Here is a 13,571-nt window from a genome sequence, read left to right as displayed (position 1 = left end):
CCGCGCGCGGTGTACACAGACAGCACAACGCCCCGGTATCCGTGTTGACGCCATGCGCCTCTTGCCACGCCGCCTTCATTACCACGCACGCGCGCTGGCCTGCGCCGCGGCGCTGCTGTGCGTGCCGCCCGGCGTCCATGCGGCCAGCGCTTTCACCTGTCCGCAAGCGCTGAGCGCCGCCATCCCGGCCAGGCCGGCCGGCACGGCGGGCGGCGCAAGCTTCGCGCGCCGCATCGCCACCCTGGTGCGCGGCGCGCGCGATGCCGAGACCGCGCGCGCGGTGCTCGGTGGTGACATCCCGGATTTCCTGCGCCGCCTCGAGCCCGTCGAACTGCATGCCTACTCCAGCGACGGTCGGCCGCTCAAGGCCACCGTGTGCGTGATGCCGGACTACCTCGCGGTCGGCAACGACCGGGATTTCCTGCGCATGCCGATGGGCCTGCAGGCCGCCAGCGACGTCGCCGCGCGCCTCGGCTTCGTGCTGCCGACGCCGCGCATGGTCGATGCCATCTACCGTGAATCGGCGCGCCATCTCGCGCCGCGGCCGCTGCGCGCCGGGCCGGCCATGCGTTCGACCGCCTATTTCACGCGCCACGACGCCGACATCGTCGCGCAGCTGAAGCGCCTCGGCATCGCGCCCGGCGTGTTCGTCGCCGGCCACAAGAAAGACGTGGTGCTGTCGAACCGCATGGACACCCACCCCGGGCGTATCGCCATCTACGGCTGGCACGAACCGAACGGCGAACCCATCCAACCGCTCAGCACCGCGCATGGCGTCGAATACGTCGACTACAGCCATGGCATTCGCCTGGTGAGCGACGTGATGCTGTTGAACGGCAGGGTGACTTCGGTGCACGAGGTGCTGGCCAACGCGCGGCTGGCGCCGGTCTTGAGCGATGAAGGCCCGGTCGCGAGTCTCGCCCGTTACATTCCTGAAAAGCCGCGACGCCTGGCCCACGCCCACGGCGCGATGCTGAGCATGGTCACGCACTGAGCGGCGCCCGTCTCGCGCGTCGCTCGCGCCGCGCCGAACCTGGCGGCCCACACTCCCCGTTTTTCAACCTGGTTGCCCCATGAGGATTCCATGACAGACTTCGACGTCACCGATCGCAATCGCCTGATGCGCTACCCCAAGCGCGGCGCCTATGACTCCGAGACCATCTACCCGATCCTCGACGAAGCGCTGGTGTGCCATGTGAGTTTCGCCATCGATGGCCAGCCGTTCATCATCCCGACCATCCACGCGCGCCAGGGTGACCGCGTGCTCATCCACGGCTTGAAGGGCGGACGCATGCTCGAGCATATCGAGGCAGGCAACCAGATCGCGCTGGCCGTGACGCTCGTCGACGGCCTGGTGTGCGCGCGCACCGCGTTCAATCACTCGATGAATTTTCGCTCGGCGGTGATCTACGGTAGCGGCACGGTCATCACCGAGCCGGCGGAAAAGCTCGAGGCGCTGCGCTGCCTCACGGAGCGCGTGGTGCCCGGCCGCTGGCCCCATGTGCGAGCGCCGAACGACAAGGAGATGAAGGCCACGACCATCATCGCCATCGCCATCGAGCAGGCGTCGGCCAAGGTACGGCGCGGACCGCCCGGTGATGACGGCATCGATCTCGAGTTCCCGGTATGGGCGGGCGTCATTCCGCTGCCGGTGATCCCGCAGGCGCCCGAGACCGATCCCAAGCAGACCGCCGGCTACCCGATCCCGGATTACATCGCCGCCTACAAGCGCGCGGCGGATTGACCTGCCGGTGTCGGCCGCGGCCACGCGCTTGCCGAGCGCGTGGCTACTTGCCGACGCTCTTGCAGCAGCGAAAACCCAGGTGATAGTTGGCGTGACTGTGCGCGTCCATGACGCGCCCGCCATGCCAGAACGGCGCGCGCCAGCGGCACCAGTCGGGATGGGCGCGGTAGGTATCGAAGATGAACCAGCTGCCTTTCATTTCCGTCACGCCGAGCGTGGTGCTGCCGGCGCTCGCCATCTCGGCAGGCGACAGCGGCAGGTTCATGTGCTCGGCGGCGTTGCCGTTGAGATCGTAGACCCATAGCGGACTGTGACAGGCCGGGAAATCGCCGCTCGGGTAGGTGTTCGAACCGCATTGGCCGAAGCCGCCGCCCTGGCAGCTCGCCGACTTGCGCCCGGCCTGCGCGCACACGCCGCGCTCGAATTGCGCACCGTAACTCCAGCGCGCGTCGGCCGCATGGCTGCGATTGTGCGCGGCGCGCATGCGCGCCACCGCGTCACCATAACCGACGCCCTTGGCGAGATCGAAACGGTAATCGGGCGCGGTGAGGGCGCCCTGGCAGGCGCCTTCCCATTCATGCGCATCACACAGGCGCTTGCCGAGCGCGGTGCAGACCTTGGCCGCTTCCGCCGCTTTCACCCACACCACCGGGTATTCGCAGGGCATGTCCGGGAATTCGTATTGATCGATGCAGGCGCGCGCCTCGGCGGCCGTTTCGCGCGACGGGTCGTAGAGCGGCGCCATGTATTTCGCGCCGCAGATGTTCTCGAACTCGGCCTCGGGCCAGGGCACGGGCGTCGCGGCGTTACGTGCCATGCACGCTTCACGACTGCCGGCGTGCACGGTGATGTCGGGGTTGCCCTGGCCCATGTGGCCCGAGTCCAGCAGCAGCGCGCGCAGCGCATCCATCTGTGCCGCGCTGTAGCCATGGGCGGCCTGGATGCGCGCCAGCAATTCGATATTCTGCTCGCGCAGTTCCAGCTTGCCGTTGGCCTGCGCGGTCAACGCCAGCAGCATGCCCAGCACGGCCAGCACGCGGCGTGGTGTCATCGCGCGCGCGGCGTCACGCGCCGCGTGAGGTAGAAGAAATCACGATTGTCGGGCGTCGCCAGAAAGCGCGGCAGCGGCTCACCGTGCAGCACCGGATCGCCCTGGATCATGTCGCGCACCACGTGTTCGACGGCCACCTCGCCGCCCGGCTGCCGATAGAGCGCGAGGTAGGTGTGCACCAGCGCGTTCATGTCGAGCAGCATGGCGTAATCGCAATCGTAGGCCTGGAACACGCGCGCCATCAGCGACGGCGTGGCGGTGGAGAAATAGGCATAGATGAGCATGTCGCGGCCGTTGTGTCGGGCCATGCACAGGCCCGAACGCAGCGCGCGCAGACTCGATTCGGACGAGCCCGACCAGTTGCCCGGCCCCCAGCGATTGACCAGCAGGCCCGGCACCGACTCACCGCTGTCGTGATCGCGTTCGACCAGCGCCACGCCGTTCTGGCGCGCGTAACGCACCAGCTCCAGTTTGCGCGCATCGCGTTCGGTCCAGGTGCCCATGTGCACGCTGCCGTCGACCAATACGTAGAGCGTCGCGAGGCCCGGCTTCAAGGACGACAGCACCACGCCCTGTTCGACGAAACCGTAGTGATTGCCGTTGTCGCTGCGCGAGAAGGCGCCGTACTTGAAAGCGCCGTGGTCGCGCTTGAAGCCGCCGATGAAGGTGGCGATGGTGCGCGCGGTCTGCCATGGCGGCACCATGCCGGTCATGGCCAGGGGACTGAGAGTGGCGAAGCCATCGGGCCCCGCCCAGTCCGATGTCGCATGGCTGGCGAAGGCGCGCGGCGACCAGTCGACGCGCGGATGATCGGTGCCCATGGTGAAAGCCATGTCGAACTGCGCGAGGTCGAAGGCCACGAGGTAAACCAGCGCCGAGCGTTCCACCGCGTCGAGCGGATTGACGCTGCCGAGATTGCTTTCGAGGATGGCCGGCGCGACCGCGTCGCCTTCCATCACGCTCACGTACACGCCCTGTTGCGCGCGCGCCGCGTACCAGCGCCCGGCCAGCATGCCGCCGGGCGCGTCCACCGCGATGCCGAGCCGTTCGCTGGCGATGGTGGCGTCGGCGAAGCGTTCCGCGACCCGGGCCGGGCGCGGCCCGTCGTCGCTCGTCGCGGGCGCCTCGCCGTGGCTGGCGATGGTGCCGACTTCGCGTTCGGCATCGCTGAGCCGCGCTTTCACCGCATCGACCAGCTGTTCGCCGCCCCACACCCGATCGCGCAGGAATTCGACCACGCTTTCCAGCGAGGTCTCGGCGCCGCGCAGGCGACGCCGCAGGTACAACGCGCCATCGCACAGCGGCACGTAGGGCAGCTTGCGCATGGCCGCCGCGGCCAGGCTGTTGTCGCCCTGCAAGACGCAATGCCTGTCGCCGTCGGGACTCGTGATCAGCACGCTCGAACCGTCGGCGGAATCGAGCAGCAGGCGTTGCTTGTCGGGGTCGGGCAATTCCAGATGATAGGCCACGCGTCGGCCGTCGGATGTCGGCACTTCGAGCACGTACCAGGCGTGCATGACCGGGTTGAGATCGGTCAGCACCGCGCCCGTGTCGTCGCCGCCGCCCGCCATGCGGCCGCGGGTCGACTGGCGGAAGGACTGCAGTTCCAGCACCGAACGCGCGGCCGGCGCATGGGGTGACTCGATGGCGTCGGCGCCCGGCGCGGCGCCCGGTTCGGCGAACGACGCGGCGCCGGCCAGCAGCATGGCCAGCACGACGGCGCACGCGCGCGGCGTGCGCGACGGGGCGAGAATGAAGGTCTTCACGGCTGCTGTGTATCGATACGCGCGTTGAGTGGCGAAGCCCGGCGCAGTCACTGGCCGCGCGGGCCGCATGATAGCAGCCGCGCCCGGCCGCGCGCGGCGCAGCCTGGCGATTTTTGCGCGCGCCGCTAGACAATCATGCGCTGGAAGCGGCGTGCCGCCAGCAGCAGCACCACGAACCCCATCAAGGCCAGCACCAAGGCATCGCTCCACAGTTCGGCGAGACCCGCGCCGCGCAGGATCACGCCGCGCGCGATGTCGACCATGTAGGTGGCCGGCACCAGGTAACTGATGCCGTAGAACAGCAGCGGCATGGTGTCGCGCGGGAAGATGTAGCCCGACAGGAAGATGCTCGGCAGGATGCTCATCATGCCGAGCTGCAGGGCCTCGGTCTGGGAGCCGGCGCGGGTCGAGATCAGAAGACCGATGGTGAGGTTGACGAACAGGTAGCCGGTGGCGAGACACACCAGCAGCAGCGGATTGCCGTGCATGGGCACACCGAAGGCAAAGCGCATGAACAGCAGGATCACCACCAGTTCGACCAGGCCCAGCGCGAAATACGGCGTGATCTTGCCGAGCATGATGCCGAGCGGACGCGCCGGCGTGACCAGCAGCTGCTCGAGCGTGCCGCGTTCCTTTTCGCGCACGATGGAAAACGCCGTCAACATGGTGGTGACGAACAGCAGCAGCACCGCCATCAAGCCCGGCAGGAAGAAGTTCGGCGAGCGCGAATCGGGATTGAACATGAGCTTGGGCCGTACATCGACGATGGGCTTCACGCCGTCCGGCAGCATGCGCCGCAGCGACTCGTCGAGCCCCACCTGGGTGGCGACGTTGAGCGCCTGGCCGGCCACCGCCGAATCGGAACCATCGACCATCACCAGCACCTCGGCCTGGCGCCCGGCCTCGAGATCGCGGGCGAAGGTCAGCGGGATCTTGACCGCGACCCGCGCGCGACCCGCCACCATTTCCTCGTTCAAGGCGGCGTCGGAATCGACATGACGATAGATGCGGTAGGTGTCGGTATTGCGCAGCCGATCGAGAAAGGCGCGACTCGCCTGGGTGCCGAGCAAGGCCGTGCCGTCGCGCTGGTTGGCGCCGGAGGCATCGAATACCACGGTCGGCACCTGGCGCACGTTGGTATCGATGGCGGTGCCGAGGATCACCATCTGCATGAGCGGCATCATGAGCGCGAACACGATGGCGAGACGATCGCGCCGCGCGTGCAGCATCTCCTTGTAGAACACCGCGCGAAAGCCGCGCAGCGCGTTCACGGCCCGCCCTCGATCTCGCGCTGGCGACGCTCGGTCAATGCCACGAACACGTCTTCGAGACTCGGCACCAGCGCTCGGCATTCGTCGACCGCCACGCCATTGCGCGTGAGCGCGGCGACGATGGCTTGCATGTCGACATGCGCATCGACCAGCACGTGCAGGCCGCGCCCGAAAATGGTGGACGAGCGCACGCCGGGCAGCGTGGCGGCGATGCGCCGCGCCTGGCCGGCATCGCTGGTGGTCAAGCCGTAGCGGCGCGTGCCGGCCGGCGTCACCTCCGGCAGCCGCGCCAGGCCGTCGGGCGTGCCGTCGGCGATCAGGCGGCCGTAATAGAGGTAGGCGAGATGACCGCAGCGCTCGGCTTCGTCCATGTAGTGGGTGGTGACGAAGAACGTGATGCCCTGCGCCGCCAGTTCGAACAACAGGTCCCACAGCTGCCGGCGCGCCACCGGATCGATGCCGGCGGTCGGTTCATCGAGATACAGGATGCGCGGCTCGTGGATCATCGCGCAGGCCAGCGCCAGGCGTTGGCGCCAGCCACCGGACAGGCGTGCGGCGAGGCGATCCTTGTACGGCCCGAGTCCGTTGCGTTCCAGCGCGGTGTCGATGCGCGCGGCGAGACGCGCGCCGCCCAAGCCATAGGCCATGCCGTAGAAGCGCAGGTTCTCGAGCGCCGAGAGGTCGTCGTAGAGGCCGAACTTCTGGCTCATGTAACCGATGCGGGTGCGCACCGCCTCGGCCTCGTGACTGACATCGAGACCATCGATCACCGCCGTGCCGGCGCTCGGCGGCAACAGCCCGGTCAGCATCTTGATGGTGACGGTCTTGCCGCTGCCGTTGGGGCCGAGGAAGCCGAAGATCTCGCCGGCCGCGACTTCGAACGAAACATCGTCGACGGCGGTGAAGTCGCCGAAGCGGCGCGTGAGATGGCGCGCGACGATGGCGGCGCTCATGGCGCGCGCGGCGGGAAGCGCACCTCGGCCGCGGTGCCGGCGCGCAATTCGCTGCGCCCCTCCTCCACCCGCACCTTGACGCCGATGACCTGGTGCACGCGCTCTTCGCGGGTCTGCACATTGCGCGGCAGGAACTCGGCGCGCTGACGGATCTGCTCGACCGTGCCGCGAAAACGTCGCCCGGCAAACGCGTCGACGCCGATCTCGACCTGCTGGCCGAGACTCACGTCACCGATGCGCGGCTCGGGCACGAACACCATGACGTACAGCTCGGCGCTTTCCAGCAGGCGCGCGACCGGCGCATTGGGCGCCACGAGGTCGCCGGGCCGCAGATCGAACACTTCCACCGTGGCATCGGCGGGCGCGCGCACCTGGGTTTCCGCGAGTCGCGCGCGGGCGAGCGCGAGCTCGGCCTCGGCCTGGGCGACCGCGGCGCGGGCGGCGTCGATGTCCTCGGCGCGGTAACCACTCACGGTACGCGCCGTCACCGCGCGCGCCGCCTGGTAGCGTCCCTCGGCGGCGGCCAGGCCATGTTCGGCGGCGCGCAAGGCCGCGGCGGCGGCATCGGCGGCGGTCTGCGCATCGTCGTGCGCCTGCTGCGCAATCATGCCGCGCGCCAGGAGCTCGCGACTGCGCGCCAGGCGCCGTCGGGCGTTGTCCGCATCGGCGGCGAGACGCGTGCGCTCGGCACGCGCCGCGGCTATCTCGTCGGCGCGAAAGCCGCCGCCCTGCCGGTCATTGGCGGCGGCGCGTGCCTCGGCGATGTCTTCGACGCGCGAGCCGTGCTCGCGCTTGGCGAGTTCGGCGCGCGCCGCCGCGAGTGCCGCCTCGGCCAGCGCCAGCGCCGGCGCGAGCTGTTCGTCGTCGAGTGTCACCAGCACCTGGCCGGCACGCACCTGTTCGCCTTCGCGGGTGCCGAGACTCAGCACGCGCCCGCCGACCTTGGAGCCGACTTCGATATCCCGCGCTTCGAGCGTGCCGTAGGCAATCAGCTGCGCCGGGCCGCGGCCGACGCGCTGAAAGTACGCCCATGCCAGCGCGGATGTGAGCAACAGCGCGAGGACGACGGCGCGCTTCATGCGCGGTGGGCGGCGCTGTATCGGCGCCGACGGGCGGCACGAACAAAGGGCCGAGGCGTTTCGTCAGCTTGCATGGTGCACGCATCATAGCGCCGTCGCGCCGGTGCGCCTTGTATAGCGGCGCGCCACGTCCTAGCGTTGCAGGGTCCATCCACTTGTTCGAGGCAATTCCCATGGCCGACACCGGCGCTACGCAAAACCATGAACGCTGGCTGGCGCGCCTGCTGGGCGGCGACTTCCTGTTGTGGTCGCCCAACATCCAGGCCGAAGGCTTTCTGCACTGGGATCGCATCTTCGCCACGCGACGCGTGCCGCGCGCGCCGCGGGCCAGCGTCTTGCCGACCGGCACAGGGGTGCTGGATGTGCGCTTTGCCGACCAGGGCCGCAGCTGCACGACCGACGACCTCATGCGCGATGAGCACTTGAGCGGACTGCTGGTCTTGCATCACGGCAAGATTGTGCTGGAGCGTTATGCCTTGGGCCTTGATCCGACGCAGCGTTGGCAGTCGTCGTCGATGGTCAAGTCGATAGCTTCGACCCTCATCGGCGCGGCCCTGCATGACGGTCTGATCAAAAGCCTCGACGATCCGATGACGCGTTACCTGCCGGACTTCGCCGGCAGCGCCTACGAAGGCGTCAGCATCCGCCATCTGCTCAACATGACGTCCGGCATCGACTGGACGGAGGACTACGAGGACCTGCGCGCCGACGTCGCCGAGCACTACATCAAGCCCATCGCCGAACGGCGCGCGGGCTATATCCGCGCCTATCTCAAGACCTTGAAACGCATCGACCCGCCCGGCACGCAGTTCTACTACAACACCGGCGACACCTTCCTGTTGAGCCTCATTATCTCCAGCGTCACCGGCAAGACCGTGGCCGATTACTGCGCGGAGAAGATCTGGGGTCCGTGCGGCATGGAGGTCGATGGCTACTTCATGCTGGAGTCCGATGACGGCGACGAGATCACCGGCAGTTGCTGTGGCGCTTCGCTGCGCGACTACGGCCGTTTCGGCCAGTTGATGTTGAACGACGGCGTGGCGAGCGATGGCACGCGCGTGCTGCCGGTCGGCTGGACGGCGCTCGCAACCGCGCCGTCAGCACCGAATTTTCACAAGGATATCGGTGCACGGCCGCGCCTCGACACCTCGGCCTTCAGCGGCTACGGCTACCTGTGGTGGGTGCATCACCCCGGCAGCTTCATGGCGCTCGGCGCCTACGGCCAGTGGATACACGTCGAGCCGGCCCACGGCCTCGTGTTCGTAATGGTCGGCGCCATGCCGCGCGAAGTCTTCATGCACGCCGACGAACCGGCCAGCCGCGAAAAGGGCTCACAGCATGGCGGTCCGCGGCGCCTGGCCTTCATCGAGGCGGTGAAAAGGGAACTCGGCTGAACTTCGCCAGCGAGACGCGACCTCAGGCGCGCACCGCGTAGAAGAGATTGGTCGGGCTCTTGATGTCCAGCGTCTCGGCGCTGGAGAAACCCGCCTCGGCGAACAAGGCCTTGGTGCGGGTCGGGCCGAGACAGGCGCCGAGACCGGCGCCGCCATGGGCCAGGGACTGCGTCATGCAGTGGAACATGCTGAAGCCATAGAACATCGCCGCCAGCGGATTGATGTTCTCTTCGAGCTTGTCCGACACGCGCGGCTCGATGACCAGCAGCACGCCGCCGGGCGCGAGCCGCGCGCGCAGGCCGCGCAGCACGCCCACGGGCTCGGGCAGATCGTGCAACACGTCGCACAGCGTGATGAGGTCGAACTTGTCGTCGTCCGCGAGCGCGTCGCTGGTGGTCGCCTCGTAACGCGCGGCGATGCCGGCTGCCGCGGCGCTGGCGCGCGCCTCTGCTATCGACGCCGCGTCAGGGTCGACGCCCACGCACTCGGCGGCCGGGAAAGCGCGCTTCAGCGCCAGCACCACGAAACCGCGACCACAGCCGACGTCCAGCATGCGGCCGCCCGCGGCCAGCGCGGCGCTCACCTGCGGCAGTTGTTTCAACCAGTAGTCGACCAGGCGATGCTCGTAGTTGCCGCGATTCATGTGGTCGATGGCGTGACGGCATTCCGGTGCGTAGTCGGCAAAGGGCACGCCACCGCCCTCGCGACAGGCGCGCGCCACGCGCGGTGCCACCGCCAGCAAGGGCGGCAGCATCGCGAACATGCCGCCCATGAAATGATCCGTGCCGTCGGACGCAAGCAGAAACGCGTGTTCCTCGGGCAGCGTGTAGGTGCATGCATCCGCGTCGTAATCGAGATAAGCGGCCGCGACCATGCCCTGCAGCCATTCTTCGACGTAACGTGGATTAAGACCGCTGGCGCGCACCACTTCGTCACGGCTCATGGCACCGCGCCCCTGCATGGCGCGGAACAAGCCGGTCTCGGTGCCGACGTACGCGAGGCCGGCGGCCATACCGCCCGCCATGTCGCGAAACACGCGGTCGGCCATGGCGCGCATCTTGTCCTTGTTCATCGGCTGCCCTCGTCGTTGCCCATCGAAGGGCGGGATTATCTCCGGGCGACGCGGCGTTTCAACATGTGAAACGCCGCGGCACGCGCAGCGCGCCGAGGGCGGCGACTGCGGCCGACGGTAGCGAGCCGACAAGACCGCCGCACGGCGGAATTTCGCGGTTTTGTCCGGCTTGGCCGGCAGCGACTTGCCAGGCGTCGGCGTGCTGGTTACGGTTGTTCTGTAATTCGGATATTCGTTCCGAATAATGGAACATCCATGAGCACCATCGACAAGGCACTCGACGCCCTGTTTCTCTTGAGCGAGCGCGCGCAGGCCTTGCGCCTGGCGGATCTCGCGCGCGAACTCGGCATGCCGCGTTCCAGCGCGCATCGCATCCTTGCGCCGCTGGTGCGCCGCGGCCTCGCCGAGCAGGACGGTGATGGGCGCTACCGCGCCGGCTTTGCCTTGATGGCCCTGGGGCTCAATATCGCCAGCCGCGAACCGCTGGCGACCGCCGCCAAGCCGGTGCTGGAAAGCGCCGCCGCCGAGCTCGGCGAAACGTTTTTCCTGGTGGTGGCGCGCGCCGGCAAACTGGTGGTGCTGGAAAAGGCCGAAGGCAGCGGTTTCCTGCGCGCGGCGCCGCGCCTCGGCGCCGGCGTGCCGGTGCACGCGACAGCGGTCGGCAAGCTCTATCTCGCCTTCGCGCCCGAGCAGGTCGAGTTGCAAGAGCTGCCGCGCTTCACCGCCAGAACCCTGCGCAGCCACAAGGCGCTCGGCGCCGAAGTCGAGCGCGTACGCGCGCAGGGGTGGGCGACCAACATCGAGGAATGGCAGGCCGGACTCGCGGTCGCCGCCGCGCCCATTCTGAGTCACGGACGCATGCACGGCACGGTGGCGCTCGCCACCGTTGCCGCCCGTTTCACCGCCATCGGCACGACCGCCGCCACGCGCCGCGTGGTGCACGCCGCCGAAGGCATCGCTTTACGTATCGAGGGACGCTCGCAATGAAAGTCTGGTATCGCAACCACATCGGTGACGCACGTGAGTGCCGCATCTCCATCCTCGACCATGGCCTGTTGTATGGCGACGGCGTGTTCGAAGGCATACGCATCACCGGCGGCCGCGTGTTTCGTCTTGACGATCACATTGCGCGGCTCGAACGCTCGGCGCGCGCCATCGGGCTGGAATTGCCACGCAAGGGCGCGGCGCTGGCCCAGGCCGTGCTCGACACCGCGCGCGCCAACGGCGAGGCCGAGGCCTACGTGCGACTGGTGGCGACCCGCGGCGTGGGTGAGCTCGGCGTCGATCCCGCGTCCTGCGTCGAGCCGGAATTGTTCTGCATCGTGGCGTCCTTGCGCATGTTTCCCGCCGAGGTGCGGGCCAAGGGTCTGCGCCTGCTGACGTCGTGGCTGCGCCGGCCGGCCGCCGACCTGCTCGACCCGCAGGTCAAGAGTCTCAACTATCTCAACAACGTGCTGGCCAAGCGCGATGCGCGCTTGAAAGGCTATGACGATGCGCTGTTGCTGAACGCCACCGGGCGTGTCACCGAAGCAACCGGTGCCAACCTGTTCGCCGTGCTCGAAGGCACGCTGGTTACGCCGCCGACCGCCGACGGCGCGCTGCCGGGCATCACGCGCGACAGCGTGCTGAAGATGTGTCGCGAACTCGGCATGGCGGTCGAATGCCGCTCGCTCACGCGCTATGACCTGCTGGCCGCCGACGAGGTGTTCCTGTCGGGCAGCGGCGCGGGCCTGGTCAGTGTCGCGAGCATTGACGACACGCCGATAGGCGACGGCGCACGGCCAGTCTGCGAGCGCTTACGCGATGCCTATGTCGATTTCGCGGCGCGCCACGGCGTAGCGTTCTGAGACACCCATGGCGCCGGGCTTTCGGCTCGAAGGTTCGGCGCTATACTGCGGCCACCGTTCAATCCACCTCAAAGGGGAGGGAGTGCCATGGTGGATATTCACGACGCGACCGATAACTATCGGCCGACGCCCGACGATCGCCGTCTCATAGAAGAATTTCGCAAGAATCCCATCGGGCATCACAGCCCGGACCTGCAACGTCTGCTCAATCGCCTGCGTGGCGCGCCGATGGCCGACAAGTTCTGCCTGGTGGTGGTCCAAGCCAACCGTGAATGGCAGCTGGCCAAGACCAGCGGCGTGCGTGGCAAACCCATCAAGATGCTGGCGCAACGCTTCACCAGCATGGCGGATGCCGAGTGGTATGTGTTCCGCCAGCGCTGGAAAGCCCTGACCGGCGAAACCTTGCACGAATAGCGCCGCGGCACGGCGCATGCCGGTCATGCGCGTCTCGCCTTCCACGGATTTTCCCAGGGCGCATACGAACGCCGCGGCCAAGCTGCCGCCGCTCGTGTACGCCGGCAGCGATGAGGAATTGAGTCATGATGAAAATCACCGCCTATGCCGACCGCATCAGTGTGGCGCCCGGCGAAACCATCAACTTCATGGTCAACTGCGAAGCGCGGCGTTTCACCGCCGACATCGTGCAGCTGATCTGCGGCGATCTGAATCCCGACGGCCCGGGCTACCGCGAAAAGCCGGTCAAGACGCCGGCCAACGGCACCTACAAGGGGCGCCGCCAGGTGATCCATGCCGGCTCGTTCGTGGAAGTGGCCACCGCCGAACCGCTCGCCGCGCTGGAGAGCTTCACTTTCGCCGCCTACATCTGGCCGACCACGCCGGCGCGCGGCGAGCAGGCGGTGATTTCGGCGTGGTCGCATGACACGCAACGCGGCGCGGCGCTGGTGATCGGCCCCAAGGGTCTCGGTCTGCGCATCGGCGCCGGCAAGGGCCGCGTTGAAACCATCACCACCGGCAAGGCCCTGCTGTCCCACGAATGGTATTTCGTCGCTGGCAGTTACGACGCCAGGACGCGCAGCGTGCGGCTTCTGCAGGAGCCCATGCATCATCACGTCGGCACGCGCGACGCCGCCAACAAGAACACCAAGGCCAAGCACGCCGCGTCGCTCGCGCATGGCGCGCCGCTCATCATCGGCGCGAGCTTCAAGCAGTTCGATGCGGGTCGCACGGCCTGCACCCAACACTACAACGGCAAGATAGACAGCCCGCGCGTGGCGGCACGCGCCCTCGGTGAAGCCGAGTTGCAGGCCTTCAAGGCCAAGCGCGTCAGCGGCGCATTGCTGCACGACGTCGTCGCTGCCTGGGATTTCGGCACCGACATCACCAGTGTCACGGTCAGCGATACCTCGCCCAACCGCTTGCATGGCCGCGTGGTC

Annotated in this window: 13 protein-coding genes (1 of these 13 only partly in view); 7 read left to right on the top strand and 6 right to left on the bottom strand. The window is 68.0% G+C overall.

Annotated elements, in window-relative coordinates; translation table 11 throughout:
• Nucleotides 1-52 precede the first annotated feature (52 nt).
• Nucleotides 53-994 carry a hypothetical protein gene (locus tag IPM80_04535; protein MBK8957704.1) on the top strand — a complete coding sequence of 314 codons (942 nt, stop codon included), beginning with the start codon at nt 53-55 and terminating at the stop codon, nt 992-994.
• Between the two features lie 90 nt (nt 995-1,084).
• Nucleotides 1,085-1,744, top strand: coding sequence for a pyridoxamine 5'-phosphate oxidase family protein (locus IPM80_04530; protein ID MBK8957703.1), 660 nt, complete (start codon nt 1,085-1,087; stop codon nt 1,742-1,744).
• 43 nt (nt 1,745-1,787) lie between these two features.
• Here the strand turns inward: IPM80_04530 and IPM80_04525 are convergent, their stop codons facing one another.
• The 5 genes from IPM80_04525 to IPM80_04505 form a co-directional block, all read right to left on the bottom strand.
• Nucleotides 1,788-2,795: a hypothetical protein gene (locus IPM80_04525; GenBank protein ID MBK8957702.1), complete on the bottom strand. Its 1,008-nt coding sequence runs from the start codon at nt 2,793-2,795 to the stop codon at nt 1,788-1,790.
• Nucleotides 2,792-4,561 (bottom strand): hypothetical protein, encoded by a 1,770-nt coding sequence (locus IPM80_04520; GenBank protein ID MBK8957701.1) that lies wholly within the window; start codon nt 4,559-4,561, stop codon nt 2,792-2,794. Before IPM80_04520 ends, IPM80_04525 begins: the two co-directional genes overlap by 4 nt.
• A gap of 125 nt (nt 4,562-4,686) precedes the next feature.
• Nucleotides 4,687-5,832: an ABC transporter permease gene (locus tag IPM80_04515; GenBank protein MBK8957700.1), complete on the bottom strand. Its 1,146-nt coding sequence runs from the start codon at nt 5,830-5,832 to the stop codon at nt 4,687-4,689.
• Nucleotides 5,829-6,785: an ABC transporter ATP-binding protein gene (locus tag IPM80_04510; protein MBK8957699.1), complete on the bottom strand. Its 957-nt coding sequence runs from the start codon at nt 6,783-6,785 to the stop codon at nt 5,829-5,831. Before IPM80_04510 ends, IPM80_04515 begins: the two co-directional genes overlap by 4 nt.
• A complete protein-coding gene (locus IPM80_04505; protein ID MBK8957698.1) occupies nt 6,782-7,864 on the bottom strand; it encodes an efflux RND transporter periplasmic adaptor subunit in 1,083 nt (360 codons plus the stop codon). The genes IPM80_04510 and IPM80_04505 overlap by 4 nt, the downstream gene beginning before the upstream one ends.
• A gap of 173 nt (nt 7,865-8,037) precedes the next feature.
• Here IPM80_04505 and IPM80_04500 point away from each other — a divergent pair, with 173 nt between their 5' ends.
• Nucleotides 8,038-9,258, top strand: a complete 1,221-nt coding sequence (locus IPM80_04500; GenBank protein ID MBK8957697.1) for a serine hydrolase — start codon at nt 8,038-8,040, stop codon at nt 9,256-9,258.
• A gap of 22 nt (nt 9,259-9,280) precedes the next feature.
• On the opposite strand, the gene IPM80_04495 is transcribed toward IPM80_04500, so the two are convergent.
• A complete protein-coding gene (locus IPM80_04495; GenBank protein MBK8957696.1) occupies nt 9,281-10,330 on the bottom strand; it encodes a methyltransferase domain-containing protein in 1,050 nt (349 codons plus the stop codon).
• Nucleotides 10,331-10,585: 255 nt separating this feature from the next.
• On the opposite strand from IPM80_04495, the gene IPM80_04490 reads away from it, so the two are divergent.
• From IPM80_04490 to IPM80_04475, 4 genes are all read left to right on the top strand, one after another.
• Nucleotides 10,586-11,317, top strand: a complete 732-nt coding sequence (locus tag IPM80_04490; protein ID MBK8957695.1) for an IclR family transcriptional regulator — start codon at nt 10,586-10,588, stop codon at nt 11,315-11,317.
• Nucleotides 11,314-12,177: an aminotransferase class IV gene (locus tag IPM80_04485; GenBank protein MBK8957694.1), complete on the top strand. Its 864-nt coding sequence runs from the start codon at nt 11,314-11,316 to the stop codon at nt 12,175-12,177. Before IPM80_04490 ends, IPM80_04485 begins: the two co-directional genes overlap by 4 nt.
• Nucleotides 12,178-12,264: 87 nt before the next feature.
• Nucleotides 12,265-12,591: a hypothetical protein gene (locus IPM80_04480; GenBank protein MBK8957693.1), complete on the top strand. Its 327-nt coding sequence runs from the start codon at nt 12,265-12,267 to the stop codon at nt 12,589-12,591.
• Between the two features lie 125 nt (nt 12,592-12,716).
• On the top strand, nt 12,717-13,571 hold the 5' portion of the coding sequence (locus tag IPM80_04475; GenBank protein MBK8957692.1) for a LamG domain-containing protein. The gene runs 1,404 nt beyond the window's last position; the window shows 855 of its 2,259 coding nt (coding positions 1-855); its start codon is at nt 12,717-12,719; its stop codon lies beyond the right edge, outside the window.

The sequence above is a fragment of the Pseudomonadota bacterium genome (assembly GCA_016719885.1).
In the GTDB taxonomy this organism is placed as follows: domain Bacteria; phylum Pseudomonadota; class Gammaproteobacteria.
The sequence above is the reverse complement of the archived record's forward strand: the minus strand, read 5'-3'. Positions and strand labels throughout refer to the sequence as shown.

What these genes read in the sequence shown, in the direction of transcription:
- IPM80_04510 (MBK8957699.1), bottom strand. Translation starts at nt 6,785, where the DNA reads ATGAGCGCCGCCATCGTCGCGCGCCATCTCACGCGCCGCTTCGGCGAC.
- IPM80_04485 (MBK8957694.1), top strand. Translation starts at nt 11,314, where the DNA reads ATGAAAGTCTGGTATCGCAACCACATCGGTGACGCACGTGAGTGCCGC.
- IPM80_04500 (MBK8957697.1), top strand. Translation starts at nt 8,038, where the DNA reads ATGGCCGACACCGGCGCTACGCAAAACCATGAACGCTGGCTGGCGCGC.
- IPM80_04525 (MBK8957702.1), bottom strand. Translation starts at nt 2,795, where the DNA reads ATGACACCACGCCGCGTGCTGGCCGTGCTGGGCATGCTGCTGGCGTTG.
- IPM80_04495 (MBK8957696.1), bottom strand. Translation starts at nt 10,330, where the DNA reads ATGAACAAGGACAAGATGCGCGCCATGGCCGACCGCGTGTTTCGCGAC.
- IPM80_04480 (MBK8957693.1), top strand. Translation starts at nt 12,265, where the DNA reads ATGGTGGATATTCACGACGCGACCGATAACTATCGGCCGACGCCCGAC.
- IPM80_04530 (MBK8957703.1), top strand. Translation starts at nt 1,085, where the DNA reads ATGACAGACTTCGACGTCACCGATCGCAATCGCCTGATGCGCTACCCC.
- IPM80_04535 (MBK8957704.1), top strand. Translation starts at nt 53, where the DNA reads ATGCGCCTCTTGCCACGCCGCCTTCATTACCACGCACGCGCGCTGGCC.
- IPM80_04490 (MBK8957695.1), top strand. Translation starts at nt 10,586, where the DNA reads ATGAGCACCATCGACAAGGCACTCGACGCCCTGTTTCTCTTGAGCGAG.
- IPM80_04505 (MBK8957698.1), bottom strand. Translation starts at nt 7,864, where the DNA reads ATGAAGCGCGCCGTCGTCCTCGCGCTGTTGCTCACATCCGCGCTGGCA.